Below are 18,889 nucleotides of genomic sequence, written 5' to 3'. Positions count from 1 at the left end.
GAAGGAGAGAGACATGACCTACACAAACTTCACGGTCGACACCGACGCCGACGGCATTGCGCTGGTCACCTGGAACATGCCGGACCGTTCGATGAACGTCTTCACCGAAGAGGTGATGAACGAACTCGACAAGATCATCGACCAGGTCGTGGCCGACGCCGCCATCAAGGGCGCGGTCATCACCTCGGGCAAGGATAGCTTCTCCGGCGGCGCCGATCTGACCATGCTGCAGAAGATGCTGGCAGTCTTCGCCAAGGAGAAGAACAAGGATCCGGAGAAAGCGGCCAAGTTGCTGTTCGACAATGCCGGCCGCATGGGCGCGCTCTGGCGCAAGCTCGAGACGTCGGGCAAGCCCTGGGTTTCTGCCATCAACGGCACCTGCATGGGCGGCGCCTTCGAACTGTCGCTGGCCTGCCACGGCCGCGTGGCCGCTGACTCCGACAAGGTCAAGATGGCCTTGCCGGAAGTCAAGGTCGGCATCTTCCCCGGCGCCGGCGGCACCCAGCGCGTGCCGCGCCTGACCGACCAGCAGCAGGCGTTGCAGATGCTGACCACCGGCCAGAACCTGTCGGCGCAGAAGGCGAAAGCCATGGGCCTGATTCACGAGGTCGCCGAACCGGGTAAACTGATCGAAACCGCCAAGGCGATGATCAAGAACGGCCTGAAAGCCGTCCAGCCCTGGGACGAGAAGGGCTTCAAGCTGCCCGGCGGCCAGATCTATTCGCCCGCCGGCTTCAATCTGTGGCCGCCGGCCATCGCCATCCTGCGCCGCGAGACCTATGGCAATTATCCTGCTGCCGCTGCGATCCTGAAATGCGTCTATGAGGGCCTGCTGGTGCCGTTCGACACGGGCTTGAGGATCGAGCAGCGCTATTTCACCGAAATCATGCAGTCCAAGGAAGCAGCGGCCATGATCCGCTCGCTGTTCGTCTCGCTGCAGGAGTTGAACAAGGGCGCCCGTCGTCCGGCCGGCGTGCCGGAAACCAAGTTCAAGAAGATCGGCATTCTCGGCGCCGGCTTCATGGGCGCCGGCATCGCCTTCGTCACCGCCAAGGCCGGCATCCCGGTCGTACTGCTCGACCGCGACCTGCCGTCGGCCGAAAAGGGCAAGGCGCATTCCGACAGCCTGATCTCCGATCAGGTGAAGAAGGGCCGCGCCAAGCCCGAGGAGAAGGACAAGCTGCTGTCGCTGATCACGCCGACGGCAGACTATGCCGATCTCGCCGGCTGCGATCTGGTGGTCGAGGCGGTGTTCGAGGATTCAGCCGTCAAGAAGGCTGCGACCGAACAGGCCGAAGCCGTGCTGAAGTCGTCGGCGATCTTTGCCTCCAACACCTCGACCATCCCGATCACCGCGCTGGCCAAGAATTCGGCGCGGCCGAAGAATTTCGTCGGCATCCACTTCTTCTCGCCGGTCGACAGGATGATGCTGGTCGAGATCATTCTGGGCAAGAAGACCGGCGACAAGGCGCTTGCCACCGCGATCGACTTCGTGCGCGCCATCAAGAAGACACCGATCGTGGTCAACGACACGCGCGGCTTCTACGTCAACCGATGCGTGCTGCGCTACATGTCGGAAGCCTACAAGATGCTGATCGAGGGTGTTCCGGCGCCGATGATCGAGAACGCCGCCAAGGCCGCCGGCATGCCGGTCGGTCCGCTGGCGCTGACCGACGAGACGGCAATCGACCTAGCGCAGAAGATCATGAAGCAGACCATCAGGGACCTCGGCGACAAGGCGGTCGACCCCAAGCAGATGGCGCTGATCAACACGCTCGTCGACACCCATGGCCGCTTCGGTCGCAAGAATGGCAAGGGTTTTTACGACTATCCGGCCAAGCCCGCCAAGAAGAAGCTGTGGCCGGGCCTCAAGGATCTCTATCCGCAGCTGAAGGCCGAGAAGGTCGACTATGAGGAACTGCAGCAGCGCCTCCTGGTCACCATTGCGCTGGAAGCGGCGCGGGTGATGGAAGAGGGCATCGTCACCGACCCGCGCGAGGCCGATGTCGGCTCGATCCTCGCCTTCGGCTTCGCGCCCTTCACCGGCGGCGCACTGTCCTATATCGACGGCATCGGCGCCAAGGAGTTCGTCAGAATCGCCAAGGGCCTGCAGAAGAAATACGGCGCCGAGTTCAAGGCGCCCAAGCTGCTGCTCGACCTGGCAGAGAAGGGCGAGACGTTCTACCAGCGCTTCGATCCCTATGCGAAGGGCGAGGTGAAGAAGGCCGCCTGATCTAGCGCCCCATGTACGTCTGGGGGCGCCTGGCGCGCATGGTGGCCACGGCGTCGCGTCGTGGTCCCTATATGGTTGGCAGCGAAAGCCGCCTGGCTTTCCGCTGCCTGCCGACTGACATCGACTTCAACAGCCATCTCAACAATGCCCGCTATATGATGCTGGCCGATCTCGGCCGCATCGACATCTTCCTGCGCGTCGGCCTTATCGCGCTGGCGCGCAAGAAAGGCTGGGCGCCGATGATCGGCGGTTTGGAGTCGGTCTATGTGCGCGAGATCAGGCTGTGGCGTCGCTTCGAGGTGGCGTCCTCGATCGAAACCTGGGAGGGCACGCAGGTCATCGGCAAGCACCGCTTTGTCCTCGATAATGGCGAGACGGCCGCATTGATCATGACGACGGGTGGTGTCTACGATCGTCCCGGCCGCCGCTTTGTCGACATAGACGAGGTTGTGGCAGCACTTGGCCGTTCCGTTCAACCGCGGCCGCCGACAGAGGCCGAGCGGACTTTCATGACTTCTCACCAGGGATTGCGCAGCCTGGCCAAGGGGGTTTGAGGCCCTCATATCGTCTTCACCGCACACAGCTTTGTAGGCGATCGGCCTGCGCGTCGGTGGACAATCGGGTGGCCGCGCGTTAGAAGGAAAAGGTATTTTTTCCTGTTTTGAGGAGAGCGACTTGCTCTCGCATGACCGCGTTTGGGCCGCCATCGACGCTCTCGCCGAGCGTTATTCGCTGTCGGCCTCGGGCCTGGCCCGGCGCGCCGGCCTTGATTCGACTGCGTTCAACAAATCGAAGCGGCTGTCCTCGGATGGACGGCCGCGCTGGCCCTCGACCGAATCGCTGGCCAAGATCATCGAGGCGACGGGCGCCTCGCTCGACGAATTCACCGGGTTGGTCGAAGGCCGCGCCAATACTGGCGCCGCGACCGCACAGCGTTCAGCGGTGCCGCTGCTTGGCTTTGCCCAGGCCGGCGCCGGCGGCTTCTTCGACGATGCCGGCTATCCTTCCGGCCAGGGCTGGGATCTGGTCGAGCTTCCGGCGCGGGCGACGGAAACCTCCTATGCGCTGAAAGTGCAGGGCGATTCCATGCTGCCGCTCTACCGCAATGGCGATGTGCTGATCGTCGAGCCGGGCGCCACCACCCGCAAGGGCGACCGCGTCGTCGTCAAGACCAATGCCGGCGAGGTCATGGCCAAGGTGCTCGACCGTCAGACGACGAAATCGATCGTGCTGATCTCGCTCAATCCCGACCATCCGGACCGCGACATCGCCATGCGCGATGTCGAATGGGTGGCGCGGATCGTCTGGGCAAGCCAGTAGTGCGGCTCTTACAACTGGTTCTGGCCGTGCTGGCGGTCCCAGTCATGGTCGCTCTGATCGTCCTTGGCGGTCGCGTCCTGCAGCCCGAGCAGAGCAGCGTCGTCGTCGACCAGATCGACCAGGGCACTGACGCCGTGCCCGAGGAGCCGGCAACATCGGCCATCCCCCAGATACAACCCGCCGAGCCTCCGGTGCATTCGCCTCCGGTGCATTCGAGAGCGATCGATCCCGAGGCCATCGCGCCGCCGCCGCTTGCGCCAGACGAGCTCGAACGGGTCGAGCCGCGCGCCCCGCTGAGCGATCTGGCGCTGGCCGGACCGCCCAAACCGCGCCGGCCGAAAGCGGTCGACGACTGGGGCGGGACAAAACTGTTCCAGCCGGTCGCATCCGCCGCCGGCCTGATCGAGGCCAATGGTTATTCCGTGGCGGTCTCCGGCATCGACATCGTCAAGGAGGACGAGACCTGCACCGAGGACGGCAAGTCCTGGGCTTGCGGCGCTCGCGCGCGCACCGCGTTCCGGTCTTTCCTGCGCGGCCGGGCCGTGGCGTGCAAGGTGCCGTCAGAGGCAGACCGCGACCTGATCGCCGCCGAATGCCGCATCGGCAAGCAGGATGTCGGCCAGTGGCTGGTCGAAAACGGCTGGGCGCGCGCGGTCGCAGGCGGTCCCTATGTGGAAGCGGGCGAGAAGGCGCGCGACGCCAAAAAAGGTATCTTCGGCGCCGCGCCCGATCTCGGCGGCCTGCCACCGGCGCCAACGCCGGTTGCGGCACCGACAGCGTCGCAGCCGATCCTCGATGCTCCGGCGACAGACACGCCGCCGGCTGGGATGGAAGCTACGCCGCCAGCTGACCAGCCAGCGCCCGCTCAATGAGGGCGCGCGTCTCGGCAATGCCGTAAAGCGCCGCGAACGAGCCGAAGCGCGGGCCGCGTTCCTGGCCGATCAGCACCTGGTAGATCATCTGGAAGAAAGCGCCCGACACGCCGGGGCCGCCGTCCGGACTCTGCTTGGAATGATCCTGATAGCGTTCAATCTTGCGCGCGACGTTGAGCGAAGCGTTCTGGATCGCTTCGCCATCGGCTCCCACGGGCAGGGCGCCAAGCGCGTTGGCAAGAGCTTCCAGCGCGACGCGTTCGACGTCGTCGGCCGGCCGGAACGTCTTCGTCGGCTTCACGAAATCGTCGAAGTAGCGGATTGCAAAGCCGACCAGCTGGTCGAGTTCGGGATGCGTCGCTGGCGTCACGCCCGATGCATGGCGCGAGATGAAGCCCCACAGCACATCCTTGTTCTGCGCGTTGGAGGCGCTGACCAGGTTGAGCAGCAGCGAGAACGGCACCGGCAGGTCGATCGCCGGCGGCTTGCCGTCATGCATGTGCCAGACCGGATTGCCCAGCCTTTCCTTCCAGTCCTGGCGCGGATAGGCGCCGAGGAAGGTGTAGTACTCGTCGACGGCCCGCGGGATGACGTCGAAATAGAGTTTTTTCGCCTGCCTGGGGCGCTGATACATGTAAAGGCCGAGGCTTTCGGTCGGCGCATAGCGCAGCCACTCGTCGATGGTCAGTCCATTGCCCTTCGACTTCGAGATCTTCTGGCCGTTCTCGTCGAGGAACAGCTCGTAGACGAAATGCTCCGGCGCGCGTCCGCCGAGGATGTTGCAGATGCGGTCGTAGACCACCGCATTGGTCTGGTGGTCCTTGCCGAACATTTCGAAATCAACGCCGAGCGCTGCCCAGCGCATGCCGAAATCCGGCTTCCACTGCAGTTTCACCTTGCCGCCGGTCACCGAAAGCGTTGTCTCGGCGCCGTCATCGTCGAAGGTGATGGTGCCGGCCTTGGCGTCGACATGCTTCATCGGCACGTAGAGCACGCGGCCGCTCTTCGGCGAGATCGGCAGGAACGGGCTGTAGGTCGCCTGGCGCTCCGGCCCGAGCGTCGGCAGCATCACTTTCATGATCTGGTCGTAGCGTTCGGCGGCGCGCAGCAGCATCGCATCGAAGCGGCCGGCCTTGTAGTACTGCGTCGCGCTTGCGAACTCGTAATCGAAGCCGAACGTGTCGAGGAAGCGGCACAGCATCGCATTGTTGTGGTCGGCAAAGCTCGCATAGTCGCCGCCGAACGGATTGGGCACCGACGACAGCGGCATGTGCAGATAGGGCTCGAGCGCTGCGCGATCCGGCACATTGTCGGGGATCTTGCGCATGCCGTCCATGTCGTCGGAGAAGCACAGAAGCTTGGTCTTGACCTTGTTTTCGGTCAGCACGTGGAAGGCGTGGCGCACCATGGAGGTGCGCGCCACCTCGCCGAACGTGCCGATATGCGGCAAGCCCGACGGCCCGTAGCCGGTCTCGAACAGGACGGTCTCGGGAAAGTCGGCGCCTTTGTAGCGCTCGATGATCTTTTTGGCTTCCTCGAACGGCCACGCCTTGCTTTCGCCGGCTGCGGCAAGCATTTCGGGGTTGAGATCGGCGATGTTTGATCCCGTCATGTCAAAGTTCCAGTCATGGGCCGGCTGTGCGGCTGGTAAGATTTTTCAACCGGTCTCTAGAGCAATTCCAGGAAAAGTGTGAGCGGTTTTTCCGCGGGAATTGCGTCAAAAACCAAAGCGTGAGAGGCCGGAGCGTCAACGATAACAGCCGGTTTTCCTTGCAGCGACATCGTGGCGTCCCTACCTTCGACCCTCACCATCAAGGAGTTTTGAATGCCGTTGCCGTCCACGCATGAAGCCCTGATCTACCTGATGGTCATCACCTCGGCTTCCGACCGCGACATGACCGATATCGAACTGGCGCGCATCGGCGACGTCGTCCGCAGCTGGCCGGTGTTTGAGGATTTCAAGCAGGACAGGCTGATTGCCATAGCGCAGGACTGCCAGAAAATGCTGCACGAAAAGGATGGGCTGGAAGGCGTTCTCGAGCGTGTTGGCAAGGCATTGCCCGAGCGGTTGCACGACACTGCCTATGCCGCCGCCTTTGAGGTTGCCGCCGTCGATCTCGAAATGCGCATGGAGGAATTGCGGGTGCTGCAGCTCATCCGGCGCGAGCTCGATCTCGACACGCTGACCGCCGCAGCCATCGCGCGGGGCGCGAAAGCGCGGCTGCGGACATTGACCTGAAAGTCTCGCCGGTAGCCGCTAGAAAAAGCTGACCAGGACCGGATCAGAAAAAACTGACCGGGAAATAGCGCAGATAAAATTCGGCGAAGGTGCCCTTCACCGAGATCTCCTGCAGCGCGTAGTCCATGGCCGCTGCCAGCGCCGGATCGCCGGCCCTTGTGGCAATGGTCATGCCGGATCCCAGATATTCCGGGGCCAGGTACGGGCCACCGGCAAAGCGGCAGCAGCCTGCCGCGTCCGTGCCGCCCAGCCAGAAGGAAAAGCGCATACCGTCACCGAAGGCGGCATCGATCTTGCTGCTTTTCAAATCGCTGTAGAGGTCTTCCTGCCTGTCGAAGGGGACGATCTGCACGTTGCCGAAATAATCGCGCAGCATCTTTTCATGCGCCGAGCCGGCCAGCACGCCGACCCGCTTGCTGCGCAATTTGTCGAGGATAGGCTCGGTGAAAGCCTTGGCCTTCGGCATGATGAAGCGCGCCGGAAACTGCAGGTAGGAGCGCGAAAAACTGTATTTCGCCCGCGTTTCCGGCGTAGCCGCGATGCCGGCGATGATCGCCTCGCCTTCGCCCTTCTGCAACGCGTCGTCGAGTTCGGCCCAGGGCAGCGCCTGGATCTGGCATTTGTCGGCGATGTCGAGTTCGGCGCAAATCGCCCGCGCCAGGTCGATATGAAAGCCCGACAGCCGCCCGGCGCCATCGAGAAAGTTGAAAGGCGGAAAATCGGTTGTGGTGAGGAAACGAAGCCTCGGCAGTGCCGAGAGATCCGGTTTAGGCAGCCGTTCCTTGGCGTCCCAAAGCACCGGCACCTGCGGCTCCGCCGCCCGTGCAACGCCGGCAAAAGGCTGCGCTCCGACCAGCAGCGACAGCAAGGCGATGGCTATCCAGCGAGATGTCACGAAAGAACTCCGCCCGTCTTGGCCGTTGGCTTTTGATACGAAAACGGCGCAGGCACAATTGTTTTTGATTTCAAAGAGCAAATTTCGGGTTATGCTTTAGTGAGTTTGCAAATAGCCGCGCAGAGTCGGTCCGTGGTTGGCGGTCGCTGCGTTAGAAAAAATAAGCATGCGGCTTTGCAATCCGGGGTTGATGGTGAAGTGCGGGCCAGGCACGTAGCATCGGTCTCAAGAGCGGTAGGCAACATAGGGTAGATGTTGCGATGGGTCATTTCGATCGCACACTGGAATATATTGATCAGGTGCAGCGAGCCGGCACCGCGGCTGCGGTGTGCGAGCGCCTGCTCAGTGTCACCTCGAATTTCGGATTGACGGCTCTGATAGCGGCGACGGTGCCGCAGCCCGGCACGCCAAGCAGCCAGACGAAGGACCACGTGCTGCTCTGCGACTGGCCTGTTGATTGGCTGGAGCGTTACCTGGCGCGCAACTATGTCGACCACGATCCGGTCGTCAGCCATTTGAAGCAATTGCGGGCGCCATTCCAATGGCGCGAGGCCGTCAAGAGCATACCCGCCGACAAAAGCAGCGATGAGGTGATGCAAGACGCCCGCGCATTCAAGCTGCGTGACGGCCTCGCCTTCCCGCTGGTCACGCTTGAAGGCCAGATCGCGCTGGTTTCGCTGGGCGGTGAGGCGGTCGAGCTGTCCGACACCGAATTTGCAATGGTCTCGCTGGCGTCCACCTATGCCATCGGCCGCGCCATGCAGCTTCAAACGAGCAGCAAGGTTATCGATCATATCGAATTGACGCCGCGCGAGCGCGAGTGCCTGCAATGGGCGGCGGTCGGCAAATCCGAGTGGGAGATTTCGCAGATACTCGGCATCTCGGAGCATACCTCGGAGAAACACCTTCTCAACGCCAAGAGCAAACTGGGCGCCGCCAATCGCGTGCAGGCAGTCGCCGAGGCAATCCGACACGGCTATATCAGCTAATGCATGTCGCGCAAAAGTGACCTCGGTTTTGCGATAACGACATGCATCAAACAAAGACCCAAAGCGCGTCGTGCGACGCGCTTTAGGCCGGTTCTGGCGGCCCGCGCAATATCTTCAAAAAAGACCGCCCCTGTCGTCCTCGTGAGACGGCTAATGCTTTCTTAACGCCAAAAGCAGACTCGGCGTCGCCAACAGGGTGTACGCATCGCGGAGGCGATTAGGCGCGGCTATATTAGCCATGTCGGCTGTGGCAGCCTGGAAATCCTTGCCAACACCTTCGCGCAATTTTTTCGGGAAAGCCCGGCCGTATCTTCCTCTTAAGCCCAGGAGACGGCTATGTTATTTTCCCTTACCACTCAACAACTGATGGAGCGTCCCGACCTATGGGAGGCGGTCCATCGCCTGCGTTACAAGGTCTTCGTCGATGAGATGCGGTGGACCGATCTCGATCGCCCGGACGGCCTCGAAATCGATCAATTCGACCATGATGAGGCCGAACACCACCTTGTCATCCGCAATGGCGAGCTTGCCGGCTATCATCGGATGCTGCCGACCACACGGCCCCATCTCCTTAGCGATGTGATGCCGGAACTCTGCGAGGGAAAGCGCCCCTCGGGACCGAATGTCTGGGAACTCACCCGCTACGCGGTGGCGCCAGGCTTTCGCGATGGCAAGCGCGGCGTGTCTACGGTCGGCACCGAACTGATCGCCGGCTTCGTCGAATGGGGCCTTGCTCGCAATATCAATCAGGTCATTATCGAGGTCGAGCCGGTGTGGGTGCTGCGGACGCTGCAGTTGCACTTCCTGGCGACGCCGCTCGGTTACCAGCGCACCTACGGCAATCAGCAGGTCGTCGCCACGCTGCTGACCTTCAACGAGCATACGCTCGATGTCGTGCGTTCGCGCCGCAACCATCACGCCCCGGTGTTGGTCAGGGGCACCCCCGACATGCTCGGCATGCGGCAGGCGTCGTGAGACTGTCTTCACCCGACGCGCTTTAGACAATGGCCACAGAGCCCACCTCCGGTGGGCTCTGTATTTTCAAGCCTCTATTTCTCCGGGCCAGCCTTTACTTCTCGAGGAATGAAGGCCCTTCGCCGATGATCTTCTTGTCTTGCTTGCCGATGGCGTCGAGATCGCGCCCGTCATAGGGCAGAGACAACAGGATGCGCCGCATGACGGCCAGGCGCGCGCGCCGCTTGTCGTTCGCCCGCACGATGATCCAGGGCGCAAATTCCTTGTGCGTGCGCTCGACCATCTGGTCGCGGGCCTTGGTGTAATCGTCCCATTTGCTGATGCCGGCAATGTCGATCGGCGAGAACTTCCAGTTCTTCAGCGGAGACCAGCGGCGGTCGTGAAACCGCTCGAGCTGGGTTTCGCGGCCGATGTTGAGCCAGAATTTGAAGAAATAGATACCCTCGTTGGAGATCATCCGCTCGAAATGCGGCGTCTCGTCGAGGAACTTCTCGTGCTGTTCCGGCGTGCAGAAGCCCATCACCGGCTCGACGCCGCCGCGATTGTACCAGGAGCGGTCGAAGGTCACGAATTCGCCCGATGTCGGGAAATGGTCGACATAGCGCTGGTAGTACCATTGCCCGACTTCGGTCGGCGTCGGCTTGGTCAGCGCGACGTTGCGCGCGGTTCGAGGGTTGAGATACTGGCGCAGCACGAAGATGGTGCCGCCCTTGCCGGCGGCATCGCGTCCTTCGAACAGCGACACCACCCGCTTGCCGGTCGCCTGCAGCCATGCCTGCGCCTTGACCAGCTCGATCTGCAGCCGTTCAAGCGTCTCGTCATACTCCTCGCCCTTCATTTTCTTGTCGTAAGGATAGTCGCCGGCGGTCAGCTTGTGGTCCTCGATCCAATCCGGAAGCTCGGGATTTTCGATGTCGAACTCCCGCTCCTTGCCGCCGATCCTGATCTTCAGCGGACCTTTTGCCGGCTCTGCGGCAGGATTTTCCTTGGGTTTTTTCATCGAGACGAACCTTTCCAGCTTGCGGACTCATGCTATGGGGAGGCCACTACAGCGCCGCGCGTCCCGTTTGGACGCGCAAACGACGCTGTAGCATTTTTGATTTGCGCATGATCCTTTCCGAAAATCGATTCCGATTTTCGGGGTCATGCGGCAACCCGGTCCAGTGGAAGTTTCGGTCGACCGGTGCAGGGGCACGAGACGCGCGAATGGCCGACATCGGCGCAGAGCGGATAACCACGACGCAGGCTGTAGCCGCCCGGCTGTGGAACAGCCGCTGGCTGCTCGCTGCCGGCATCGTGGCGGTTGCGGCCGTCTATGGCTATGCCGGCATGTCCGTCTATGTCGCCCTGCTCGCCTGCGCTGTGTTGTTGGCCGCAGCCATGCTGCCGACCGGCGGCGCCAGCCGGTCCACCGAAAGCATTGCCGCGATCGAGGCGAGCGGGCTGCAGCGGCTTTCCGGCGAATATCTTGCGGCGGCCGTTGCCGATCCGCTGATCATCTTCGACCGCACCGCCACCATCGTTCATGCCAACGCCGCCGCTTTTGCCGCCTTTGGCGGGATAGCGCCCGGCCTGTCGCTGTCGTTGAAATTCCGCGCCCCTGAGATGCAGGCACTGCTGGACAGCGTGCTGTCGGGAACGGTCGCCTCGGATGCCGTCGACTACATCGAGAAACTGCCGGTCGAACGGGCCTACCGGGTCAGCGCGTCCTCGGTCGGCCACGCCACCGATCTCTTTGTGGTGGTGTTCAAGGACCAGAGCGAGACGCGCCGCATCGATCGCATGCGCGCCGACTTTATCGCCAATGCCAGCCATGAGTTGCGCACCCCTCTTGCCTCGATCTCGGGCTTCATCGAGACGTTGCGCGGCCCGGCCCGCAACGATCCGGCGGCGCGCGAGCAGTTTCTGCAGATCATGCAGAACCAGACCGGCCGCATGGCGCGCCTGATCGACGACCTGCTGTCGCTGTCGCGGCTGGAAATGAAGCCCTATCTGAAGCCTGGAACCGAGGTCGATCTGCGCCAGACCATCGACAGCGTCATCGACTCGCTCGGGCCACTCGCCAGGGAGAACAGCGTCGTCATCGAGCGCGACTATGCCGAAGGACCGCTCGAAGTGCCCGGAGACCGTGACGAGCTGTTCCAGGTGTTCGAGAACCTGTTGGAAAATGCCTGCAAATACGGTCAGCCGGGCGGACGCGTCACAGTGTCGATCGCCCGCAGCGAGGCCGGTCCCGAACCGGGCATCGACGTCACCATCAGGGACTACGGTCCAGGCATTCCCGAAGAGCACATTCCGCGCATCACCGAGCGCTTCTACCGCATCGATGTCGAGAGCAGCCGCACCCAGAAAGGCACCGGGCTTGGTCTGTCTATCGTCAAGCACATCTTGACGCGTCACAACGCCAGACTTTCGATCAAGTCGGAAGGTGGCATGGGCGCGGCGTTCACCGTCCATTTGCCGGCGGGCTGAGGCAGTACTATTTGATAACGGCCGGTTTCGTCTTTCTGTCATCCGGCTGGCGTATCAGCACAGGGTTCGAGGAAACGACTCACAAGGCCAAAGAGTCCAGGAAGGCATTTCGTCCATGCAGTCCGTACACATCGTCAGCGCCTACGACGAAGAGCTGAAATATCTGTCGAAGCGCATCGCTGCGATGGGCGGCCACGCCGAGCGCATGGTCGAGCAGGCGATTCAGGCGCTGGTCAATGCCGACCCCGGCCTCGCCCAGAAGGTCATCCATGACGACATCGTGCTCGACGAGGGCCAGCGCGAAATCGACGACAAGGCCATCGTCATCATCGCCAAGCGCCAGCCGATGGCGACGGATTTGCGCGAAATCGTCGGCGCGATCCGTATTTCCGCCGACCTCGAACGAATCGGCGACCTCGGCAAGAATGTCGCCAAGCGAGTGGTGAGCGTCATCGACGGCCGCCAGCCGACCAGCCTGTTTCGCGGTCTCGAGGCTCTCGCCGAGCTGGCGCTGATTCAACTCAAGGAAGTGCTCGACGTCTATGCCTCGCGCTCGGTCGACAGGATAGGCTTCGTGCGCGATCGCGACGACCAGATCGACGCCATGTACACCTCGCTGTTTCGCGAGCTGCTGACCTACATGATGGAAGATCCGCGCAACATCACGCCGTGCACGCATCTCTTGTTCTGCGCCAAGAACATCGAGCGTATCGGCGACCATGCCACCAACATCGCCGAGACCATCTATTACATCGTCACCGGCGACCAGATGCCGGCCGAGCGGCCGAAAGGCGACAAGACCGACAAGGTTGCCCTTCCGGCGCCGCTGCCGGTGAAGTGATCGCGCGCCCCTCGAACGCTTAATCATATTGCGCTAAACTATCGCAGCGTTAAGCTTCTCAGGTTCTGCTTCCGGAGGCTGCGATGGAATATGTCCGAGAGTTCAAGCCGGCGCCGGCATCGTCCGGCATCATCGCGTCGAGCGTCTACACCGCCGGCAAGCGCATTGCCGACATCCCGATCGAAGAGGCCGGCGAATGGGCGAGGAAATCGGGCCATGTCGTCTGGATAGGGCTGCTCGAACCCGACCGCGAGCTGTTGCTGCGCGTCAAGGCGCAGTTCCATCTGCATGAACTGGCGATCGAAGACGCAGAGCATCCGCACCAGCGGCCAAAGATCGAGCAATATGGCGATGCCCTGTTCATCGTCGCCCGCACCGCCCAGCTGATCGACGGCCGCGTCACCTTCGGCGAGACCCATCTGTTCGTCGGCTCAGGCTATATCGTCAGCGTCAGGCATGGTCCGTCGACCTCCTATGCCGCCGTGCGCCAGCACTGGGAAAGCTGCCCGCATTCGCTGGCCAAGGGGGAGGATTTCGTCCTCTATGCCATTCTCGACTTCATCGTCGACAATTACATGCCGGTGCTGGAACAGATCGAGGACGAGGTCGAGGCGATCGAAGACAAGATACTGCTGAAGCCGATGACCGGTCCCGACATAGAGCGGCTCTACATGCTGCGCCGCGATTTGTTGCGCCTGCGCAATGCCGCACTTCCCTTGGTCGAGGTCTGCCGCCGACTGACCAGCGCCGACCTGCCGCAGATCCATACCGCCATGCATCCGCTGTTTCGCGATGTCACCGACCACATCCGCACCGTCCAGGAAAAAATCGACAGTCTGCGCGAGGTTCTGGCCTTCGCCTTCGAAGCCAGTCTGCTGGTTGGCCAGAGCCAGGAAACGGCGAATACCAAGAAGCTGGCGTCATGGGCCGCCATACTGGCGGTGCCGACGGCGCTCGCCGGCATATACGGCATGAATTTCGATGACATGCCGGAACTGAAGATGGAATACGGCTACCCGGTAGTGCTGACCGCGATCGCCTGCATCTGCTTGTTTTTATACTGGCGGTTTCGCAAGAATGGATGGCTGTAGGGCAGTAGGCTAACAAGGGCAGTTCAGAGCACGTTACCCTGCTGCCTAATTCCTACTGCCTAGTCCCCAATCACCGGCTCCTGCGCCGCTCCGAAGCCGGCTGGAACGCAACCCTTGCGTGGTACTTGCAGTAAGGTCCGGTTTCGGCCGCCTCGTTGCCGCAGAAGTTGAAGTCTTCCGACAGCGGATCGCCATTCGGCCATTTGCAGGTGCGCTCGGTGAGGTCGGTGAGCTGCAGGTGCCGCGAGATCGGCACGACAACGTTCTCGACCGGGCGGATGTAGTGGCGAGCCACCGGCTCGGCGTCGAACTGCGCCTGCAGCGCGGTTGCCCCGATCGAGGTGGTGACGTGGCGCTGCGTGGTCGCGGCGCGCGACACCGACTTCTGGATCGAAGATCCCTGCGCCGTCTTCTTCTGGCGCGCCGGCGTTGCGGTCGAGCGTCCGCGGCCCGACAGCTTCAGCCGATGCACCTTGCCGATGACGGCGTTGCGGCTGACCCCGCCAAGTTGGGCGGCGATCTGGCTTGCGCTCAAGCCCTCCGACCACAGTTTTCTGAGAAGTTCGACCCGCTCGTCAGTCCAGTTCATGAGACCGCGCTCCTGCTAAGCGTGCGGCAGCCGGAATCCATTCCCGACCCGGCAACCTTTGCCGGGGCAGACACCACATATATTAGGTGATTAGGTCCGCCGCACGAAATCTAGTTATTTCCCGACTACAATTACCTCATGTGTTGACTCGGTGACAAGAGTCCCTGGTGCAACACGAATCGGTTTTTTCGGTTTTCCCCAACTTGCCCGGTCGCTTATGAGCCGGCGTCTCGTCGGGAGCTTGCCGCGCGCCTTTGCACGACGTTTTCGTTGACTTCATGGCCGAAAAACACGATAAGCCGCACAAGGCCGCCGCTTTGGCGGCTTTTTTGATTTTCCGGTACCGGAGAAGCATATAATGAGCGGTTCGGCGCTTTACGAGACCTTTGCTCGCGCACCCCTGGCCTTCGACCATGGCGAAGGCACCTGGCTGGTTACCGACAAGGGCGAGCGATATCTCGATTTTGCTGGCGGCATCGCGGTCAATTCGTTGGGCCACAGCCATCCGCATCTGGTCGCGGCGCTGACCGAACAGGCGGCCAAGCTCTGGCACGTCTCCAATCTTTACGAGATCCCGGCTCAGACCCGGTTGGGCCAGCGGCTGGTCGAGGCCACCTTCGCCGACAAGGTGTTCTTCACCAATTCCGGCGCCGAGGCGCTGGAATGCGCGATCAAGACGGCGCGGCGCTACCAGTTCGTCAAGGGCCATCCCGAGCGCTTCCACGTCATCACCTTCGAAGGCGCCTTCCATGGCCGCACGCTGGCGACCATCGCCGCCGGCGGCCAGTACAAATATCTCGAAGGTTTTGGGCCCAAGGTCGAAGGTTTCGACCAGGTCGGCTTTGACGACATCGACGCCGCCGAGAAGGCGATCACATCTGAGACCGCCGCGATCCTCATCGAGCCGGTGCAGGGCGAGGGCGGCATCCGCCCGGTGCCGACGCAATCGCTGAAGCGGCTGCGGCAGCTCTGCGACCAGCACGGGCTGCTGTTGATCTTCGACGAGGTCCAGTGCGGCATCGGCCGTACCGGCAAGTTGTTCGCGCATGAATGGACCGGCGTGACGCCCGACATCATGGCGATCGCCAAGGGCATTGGCGGCGGCTTCCCGATGGGCGCGTGCCTGGCCACCGACGAGGCTGTCGTCGGCATGACGGCAGGCGTGCATGGCACCACCTTCGGCGGCAATCCGCTGGCGATGGCCGTCGGCAATGCCGTACTCGACGTGGTGCTGGAAGACGGCTTCCTCGAAGACGTCCAGCGCAAGGCATTGCTGATGAAGCAGGGGCTGGCAGGGGTCGCGGACGAATTTCCCGATGTCATCGAAGGCATCCGGGGCACCGGCCTGATGCTCGGCCTGAAATGCGCCATGCCCAACACCAAGGTCAACATGGCGCTGCGCGACCAGCATCTGCTTGCGGTGCCGGCCGGCGATAACGTTATTCGCCTGCTGCCGCCGCTTACCGTCACCGACGCCGAGATCGGCGAGGCGCTCGATCGCATCCGTGCCGGCGCCAAAGGCCTGGCCGACGCCATCACCGCGGCCGCCGCGAAGTAACCCCGGAACCATTCCTGATGTCACTTCGCCATTTCACCGATCTTTCCGCCGTTTCCGAAGGCGATCTGCGGTTCATGCTGGACGATGCGGTGGTGCGCAAGGCGCGCCTCAAGGCCGGCGAGCGCACCAGGCCGCTCGAGGGCAAGGTGCTGGCGATGATCTTCGACAAGCCGTCGACGCGCACGCGCGTGTCCTTCGATGTCGGCATGCGCCAGCTCGGCGGCGAGACCATCATGCTTACCGGCACCGAAATGCAGCTCGGCCGCTCCGAGACCATCGCCGACACCGCCAAGGTGCTGTCGCGCTATGTCGACGCCATCATGATCCGCACGACCTCGCATGAACGGCTGCTCGAACTGACCGAGAACGCCACCATCCCGGTCATCAACGGGCTGACCGATGACACCCATCCCTGCCAGCTGATGGCCGACATCATGACCTTCGAGGAGCATCGCGGTCCGGTTGCCGGCAAGACCATCGCCTGGACCGGCGACGGCAACAATGTGCTGCATTCGCTGCTCGAAGCCTCGGCACGGTTCCGCTTCAACCTCAATGTCGCGGTGCCGGAAGGCAGCGAGCCGGCGCAGAAGCATATCGACTGGTCGAAGACCAATGGCGGCAAGCTGAGCTTTACCCGCTCGCCCGAGGAAGCCGTCGACCAGGCCGATTGCGTCGTCACCGATTGCTGGGTGTCGATGGGCCAGGAGCACCGCGCCCGCGGCCACAATGTCTTCTCGCCCTATCAGGTCAATGCGGCGCTGATGGCAAGGGCCAAGCCCGACGCCCTGTTCATGCACTGCCTGCCGGCGCATCGCGGCGAGGAGGTGACCGACGAGGTCATCGACGGCCCGCATTCGGTGGTCTTCGACGAGGCCGAGAACCGGCTCCACGCCCAGAAGGCCGTGCTCGCCTGGTGTCTTGGGGCTTGAAGTGTCTTGGTGCCTGACGTGCTTGGGCGCTTGATCTGGGGCGGCGTGATGCCTATCTGCGCCGCATCACGCAAATCAAGCGCGTTTGGACGCATGCACCCCTCCGGGCCGCATGGCCGCGCCCTGGAGCTTTGTCATGTTGGAAACGCATCAAGTGACTGAACATCACCCCAAACTCGGCGAGTTCGGCTATGCCGGCGACGATCACGTCGTGCCGTTCGAGGTCGGCCCGCTCGACGTGCGCGGCCGCACCGTGCAGCTCGGGCCGATGCTCGACGCCATCCTCAGCCGCCACGACTATCCCGAGCCGGTTGCCCGGCTGCTGGCGGAAGCCTGCGTGCTGACGGTGCTGCTCGGCACCTCGTTGAAGTTCGAGGGCAAGTTCATCCTGCAGACCCGCACCGACGGGCCGGTCGACATGCTGGTCGCGGATTTCTCCACGCCCTCGGCATTGCGAGCCTATGCCCGCTTCGACGCCGATCGGCTGGAAGCCCTGGTGGCCGCCGACGAGACCTCGCAGCAGACGCTGCTGGGTAGCGGTGTTTTGGCGCTGACCATCGACCAGGGCGCGCACACGCAGCGCTATCAGGGCATCGTCCAGCTTGACGGCGAGACGCTGGAAGACGCTGCGCGCACCTATTTCCGCCAGTCGGAACAGATCCCGACCGACCTCAGGCTTTCGGTGGCCAAGCTTCTGACGCCGGGTCCCGGCGGCGCGCGCGAACAGTGGCGCGCCGGCGGCATCCTGGCGCAGTTCCTGCCGCAGTCGCCCGAGCGCATGCGCGTGCCCGACATTTCGGGCGGCGACGGCGATCCGCGCGACGTCACGCAAGAGCCGGCCGACAATTCGTGGCGTGAGCTGGTGGCGCTGCTCGGCACCATCGAGCCGACCGAACTGATCGACCCGACCATCGGCGCCGAGCGGTTGCTCTACCGGTTGTTCCACGAACATGGCGTGCGCGTCTTCGGCGGCGTGCCGGTCACCGATCAGTGCTCGTGCTCGCGCGACAAGATCCGCGGCATCCTCGAAGGCTTCTCCGCGCAGGAGATCAAGGACTCGACCGAGGATGGCGGCATCCACGTCGCCTGCGAGTTCTGCTCGAAGCAGTATGACTTCGACCCGGCGGAGTTTGCGGCACAGTAAGGGTCAAACTCCGATTCCTCGCCCCACGAAGTGGGGAGAGGTGGCCCGGCGAAGCCGGGACGGAGAGGGGTCTTTGCTGCAGACGGGGATTCGCTGACGTTGCAGGTCTTGCGCCTGACCCTTACCGGATTCTGGCTTCGCGACGGTCGTCCCCCTCTCCGTCCCGGCTTCGCCGGGCCACCTCTCCCCCGCCTTGCGGGGGCGAGGAACCAAGCCCTCTCAATTCACCGTTCGCCGCGTCCCCGGCAGATCCAGCGAAAACGCGGGAATAGCGATGTCGAACGTCTCGCCCCTTTTGTTGCGCATCGTGTAGTGTCCGACCATGAAGCCCGACGGCGTCGAGAGCGGGCAGCCTGACGTGTATTGATAGCTGTCGCCGGGATTGAGTTCGGGCTGGTCGCCGACGACGCCGGCGCCGCGCACTTCCTCGACCCGGCCGCTGCCGTCGGTGATGTGCCAGTAGCGCGACATAAGCTGCACGAACTCGTCCGACTGGTTGTCGATCGTCACCTGATAGCCCCAGACATAACGGTTCTCCGACGGATCCGAGCGATCCTCCAGGTAGAACGGTCTGACCTGCACTTCGATGTTGCGCGTGACGGCGCGGTACATAGGCTGCTCCAAACGACACCAACGGACCTGTCGGCGCTCTTGCCGTACACCCGCATTAGGCCTCATGCGCAGGTGCCGAACAACAATGTCATTTAAGTGACACATGACAATGATGGTGTGCATGAACCGT

At 62.7% G+C, this 18,889-nt stretch carries 18 protein-coding genes; 13 read left to right on the top strand and 5 right to left on the bottom strand.

Annotated elements, in window-relative coordinates; genetic code table 11:
• The first annotated feature begins 13 nt into the window (after positions 1-13).
• From AC1DYC_RS18405 to AC1DYC_RS18390, 4 genes are all read left to right on the top strand, one after another.
• Entirely contained in the window at positions 14-2,233 is a 2,220-nt protein-coding gene (locus tag AC1DYC_RS18405) for a 3-hydroxyacyl-CoA dehydrogenase NAD-binding domain-containing protein (protein WP_477408757.1), read from the top strand.
• 11 nt (positions 2,234-2,244) lie between these two features.
• Positions 2,245-2,787: a thioesterase family protein gene (locus AC1DYC_RS18400; RefSeq protein ID WP_477408755.1), complete on the top strand. Its 543-nt coding sequence runs from the start codon at positions 2,245-2,247 to the stop codon at positions 2,785-2,787.
• A 121-nt stretch (positions 2,788-2,908) separates the two neighbouring features.
• Entirely contained in the window at positions 2,909-3,553 is a 645-nt protein-coding gene (locus AC1DYC_RS18395) for a S24 family peptidase (RefSeq protein ID WP_477279505.1), read from the top strand.
• Positions 3,553-4,425 (top strand): thermonuclease family protein, encoded by an 873-nt coding sequence (locus AC1DYC_RS18390; protein WP_477409011.1) that lies wholly within the window; start codon positions 3,553-3,555, stop codon positions 4,423-4,425. Before AC1DYC_RS18395 ends, AC1DYC_RS18390 begins: the two co-directional genes overlap by 1 nt.
• Here the strand turns inward: AC1DYC_RS18390 and AC1DYC_RS18385 are convergent.
• The gene (locus AC1DYC_RS18385; RefSeq protein ID WP_477408753.1) at positions 4,388-6,037 is read right to left on the bottom strand and encodes a lysine--tRNA ligase; all 1,650 of its coding nucleotides are present in this window, start codon (positions 6,035-6,037) and stop codon (positions 4,388-4,390) included. The two genes, AC1DYC_RS18390 and AC1DYC_RS18385, sit on opposite strands and share 38 nt — an antisense overlap.
• A 213-nt stretch (positions 6,038-6,250) precedes the next feature.
• Between AC1DYC_RS18385 and AC1DYC_RS18380 the strand changes: the two genes are divergently transcribed.
• Positions 6,251-6,664 (top strand): tellurite resistance TerB family protein, encoded by a 414-nt coding sequence (locus tag AC1DYC_RS18380; RefSeq protein ID WP_477408751.1) that lies wholly within the window; start codon positions 6,251-6,253, stop codon positions 6,662-6,664.
• A 43-nt stretch (positions 6,665-6,707) separates the two neighbouring features.
• Here the strand turns inward: AC1DYC_RS18380 and AC1DYC_RS18375 are convergent, their stop codons facing one another.
• Positions 6,708-7,529, bottom strand: a complete 822-nt coding sequence (locus AC1DYC_RS18375) for a transporter substrate-binding domain-containing protein (protein ID WP_477409009.1) — start codon at positions 7,527-7,529, stop codon at positions 6,708-6,710.
• A 290-nt stretch (positions 7,530-7,819) separates the two neighbouring features.
• Between AC1DYC_RS18375 and AC1DYC_RS18370 the strand changes: the two genes are divergently transcribed.
• Together AC1DYC_RS18370 and AC1DYC_RS18365 are read left to right on the top strand one after the other, a co-directional pair.
• Positions 7,820-8,548, top strand: coding sequence for a helix-turn-helix transcriptional regulator (locus AC1DYC_RS18370; protein WP_112560498.1), 729 nt, complete (start codon positions 7,820-7,822; stop codon positions 8,546-8,548).
• A 336-nt stretch (positions 8,549-8,884) separates the two neighbouring features.
• Positions 8,885-9,523 carry an acyl-homoserine-lactone synthase gene (locus AC1DYC_RS18365; RefSeq protein ID WP_112560497.1) on the top strand — a complete coding sequence of 213 codons (639 nt, stop codon included), beginning with the start codon at positions 8,885-8,887 and terminating at the stop codon, positions 9,521-9,523.
• Positions 9,524-9,617: 94 nt separating this feature from the next.
• Here AC1DYC_RS18365 and ppk2 read toward each other — a convergent pair whose 3' ends face one another.
• Entirely contained in the window at positions 9,618-10,523 is a 906-nt protein-coding gene (gene ppk2 / locus AC1DYC_RS18360; RefSeq protein WP_477408749.1) for a polyphosphate kinase 2, read from the bottom strand.
• A gap of 206 nt (positions 10,524-10,729) precedes the next feature.
• On the opposite strand from ppk2, the gene AC1DYC_RS18355 reads away from it, so the two are divergent.
• From AC1DYC_RS18355 to AC1DYC_RS18345, 3 genes are all read left to right on the top strand, one after another.
• Entirely contained in the window at positions 10,730-11,995 is a 1,266-nt protein-coding gene (locus tag AC1DYC_RS18355; RefSeq protein WP_477408747.1) for an ATP-binding protein, read from the top strand.
• 115 nt (positions 11,996-12,110) lie between these two features.
• Positions 12,111-12,836: a phosphate signaling complex protein PhoU gene (gene phoU / locus AC1DYC_RS18350; RefSeq protein ID WP_477300669.1), complete on the top strand. Its 726-nt coding sequence runs from the start codon at positions 12,111-12,113 to the stop codon at positions 12,834-12,836.
• Positions 12,837-12,919: 83 nt separating this feature from the next.
• The gene (locus tag AC1DYC_RS18345; RefSeq protein WP_477408745.1) at positions 12,920-13,927 is read left to right on the top strand and encodes a magnesium and cobalt transport protein CorA; all 1,008 of its coding nucleotides are present in this window, start codon (positions 12,920-12,922) and stop codon (positions 13,925-13,927) included.
• Positions 13,928-13,997: 70 nt separating this feature from the next.
• On the opposite strand, the gene AC1DYC_RS18340 is transcribed toward AC1DYC_RS18345, so the two are convergent.
• Entirely contained in the window at positions 13,998-14,516 is a 519-nt protein-coding gene (locus AC1DYC_RS18340; protein WP_181056251.1) for a GcrA family cell cycle regulator, read from the bottom strand.
• Between the two features lie 358 nt (positions 14,517-14,874).
• Here AC1DYC_RS18340 and AC1DYC_RS18335 point away from each other — a divergent pair, with 358 nt between their 5' ends.
• From AC1DYC_RS18335 to AC1DYC_RS18325, 3 genes are all read left to right on the top strand, one after another.
• Positions 14,875-16,074 carry an acetylornithine transaminase gene (locus AC1DYC_RS18335; protein WP_477408743.1) on the top strand — a complete coding sequence of 400 codons (1,200 nt, stop codon included), beginning with the start codon at positions 14,875-14,877 and terminating at the stop codon, positions 16,072-16,074.
• A 17-nt stretch (positions 16,075-16,091) separates the two neighbouring features.
• Positions 16,092-17,003, top strand: a complete 912-nt coding sequence (gene argF, locus AC1DYC_RS18330) for an ornithine carbamoyltransferase (RefSeq protein ID WP_192258864.1) — start codon at positions 16,092-16,094, stop codon at positions 17,001-17,003.
• A 112-nt stretch (positions 17,004-17,115) separates the two neighbouring features.
• Positions 17,116-18,147, top strand: coding sequence for an Hsp33 family molecular chaperone (locus tag AC1DYC_RS18325; RefSeq protein ID WP_477408741.1), 1,032 nt, complete (start codon positions 17,116-17,118; stop codon positions 18,145-18,147).
• 219 nt (positions 18,148-18,366) lie between these two features.
• Here the strand turns inward: AC1DYC_RS18325 and apaG are convergent, their stop codons facing one another.
• Positions 18,367-18,759 (bottom strand): Co2+/Mg2+ efflux protein ApaG, encoded by a 393-nt coding sequence (gene apaG / locus AC1DYC_RS18320; RefSeq protein WP_112565540.1) that lies wholly within the window; start codon positions 18,757-18,759, stop codon positions 18,367-18,369.
• Positions 18,760-18,889 lie beyond the last annotated feature (130 nt).

The organism is Mesorhizobium sp. P2_E7, from assembly GCF_056403855.1.
The sequence above is the reverse complement of the archived record's forward strand: the minus strand, read 5'-3'. Positions and strand labels throughout refer to the sequence as shown.

Excerpts from the sequence above, each read along its gene's own strand:
- AC1DYC_RS18325 (WP_477408741.1), top strand. The coding sequence starts at position 17,116 with ATGGCCGCGCCCTGGAGCTTTGTCATGTTGGAAACGCATCAAGTGACT.
- AC1DYC_RS18400 (WP_477408755.1), top strand. The coding sequence starts at position 2,245 with ATGTACGTCTGGGGGCGCCTGGCGCGCATGGTGGCCACGGCGTCGCGT.
- AC1DYC_RS18385 (WP_477408753.1), bottom strand. The coding sequence starts at position 6,037 with ATGACGGGATCAAACATCGCCGATCTCAACCCCGAAATGCTTGCCGCA.
- AC1DYC_RS18345 (WP_477408745.1), top strand. The coding sequence starts at position 12,920 with ATGGAATATGTCCGAGAGTTCAAGCCGGCGCCGGCATCGTCCGGCATC.
- AC1DYC_RS18380 (WP_477408751.1), top strand. The coding sequence starts at position 6,251 with ATGCCGTTGCCGTCCACGCATGAAGCCCTGATCTACCTGATGGTCATC.
- phoU (WP_477300669.1), top strand. The coding sequence starts at position 12,111 with ATGCAGTCCGTACACATCGTCAGCGCCTACGACGAAGAGCTGAAATAT.
- apaG (WP_112565540.1), bottom strand. The coding sequence starts at position 18,759 with ATGTACCGCGCCGTCACGCGCAACATCGAAGTGCAGGTCAGACCGTTC.
- ppk2 (WP_477408749.1), bottom strand. The coding sequence starts at position 10,523 with ATGAAAAAACCCAAGGAAAATCCTGCCGCAGAGCCGGCAAAAGGTCCG.
- AC1DYC_RS18335 (WP_477408743.1), top strand. The coding sequence starts at position 14,875 with ATGAGCGGTTCGGCGCTTTACGAGACCTTTGCTCGCGCACCCCTGGCC.
- AC1DYC_RS18355 (WP_477408747.1), top strand. The coding sequence starts at position 10,730 with ATGGCCGACATCGGCGCAGAGCGGATAACCACGACGCAGGCTGTAGCC.
- AC1DYC_RS18365 (WP_112560497.1), top strand. The coding sequence starts at position 8,885 with ATGTTATTTTCCCTTACCACTCAACAACTGATGGAGCGTCCCGACCTA.
- AC1DYC_RS18405 (WP_477408757.1), top strand. The coding sequence starts at position 14 with ATGACCTACACAAACTTCACGGTCGACACCGACGCCGACGGCATTGCG.
- AC1DYC_RS18370 (WP_112560498.1), top strand. The coding sequence starts at position 7,820 with ATGGGTCATTTCGATCGCACACTGGAATATATTGATCAGGTGCAGCGA.
- AC1DYC_RS18340 (WP_181056251.1), bottom strand. The coding sequence starts at position 14,516 with ATGAACTGGACTGACGAGCGGGTCGAACTTCTCAGAAAACTGTGGTCG.
- argF (WP_192258864.1), top strand. The coding sequence starts at position 16,092 with ATGTCACTTCGCCATTTCACCGATCTTTCCGCCGTTTCCGAAGGCGAT.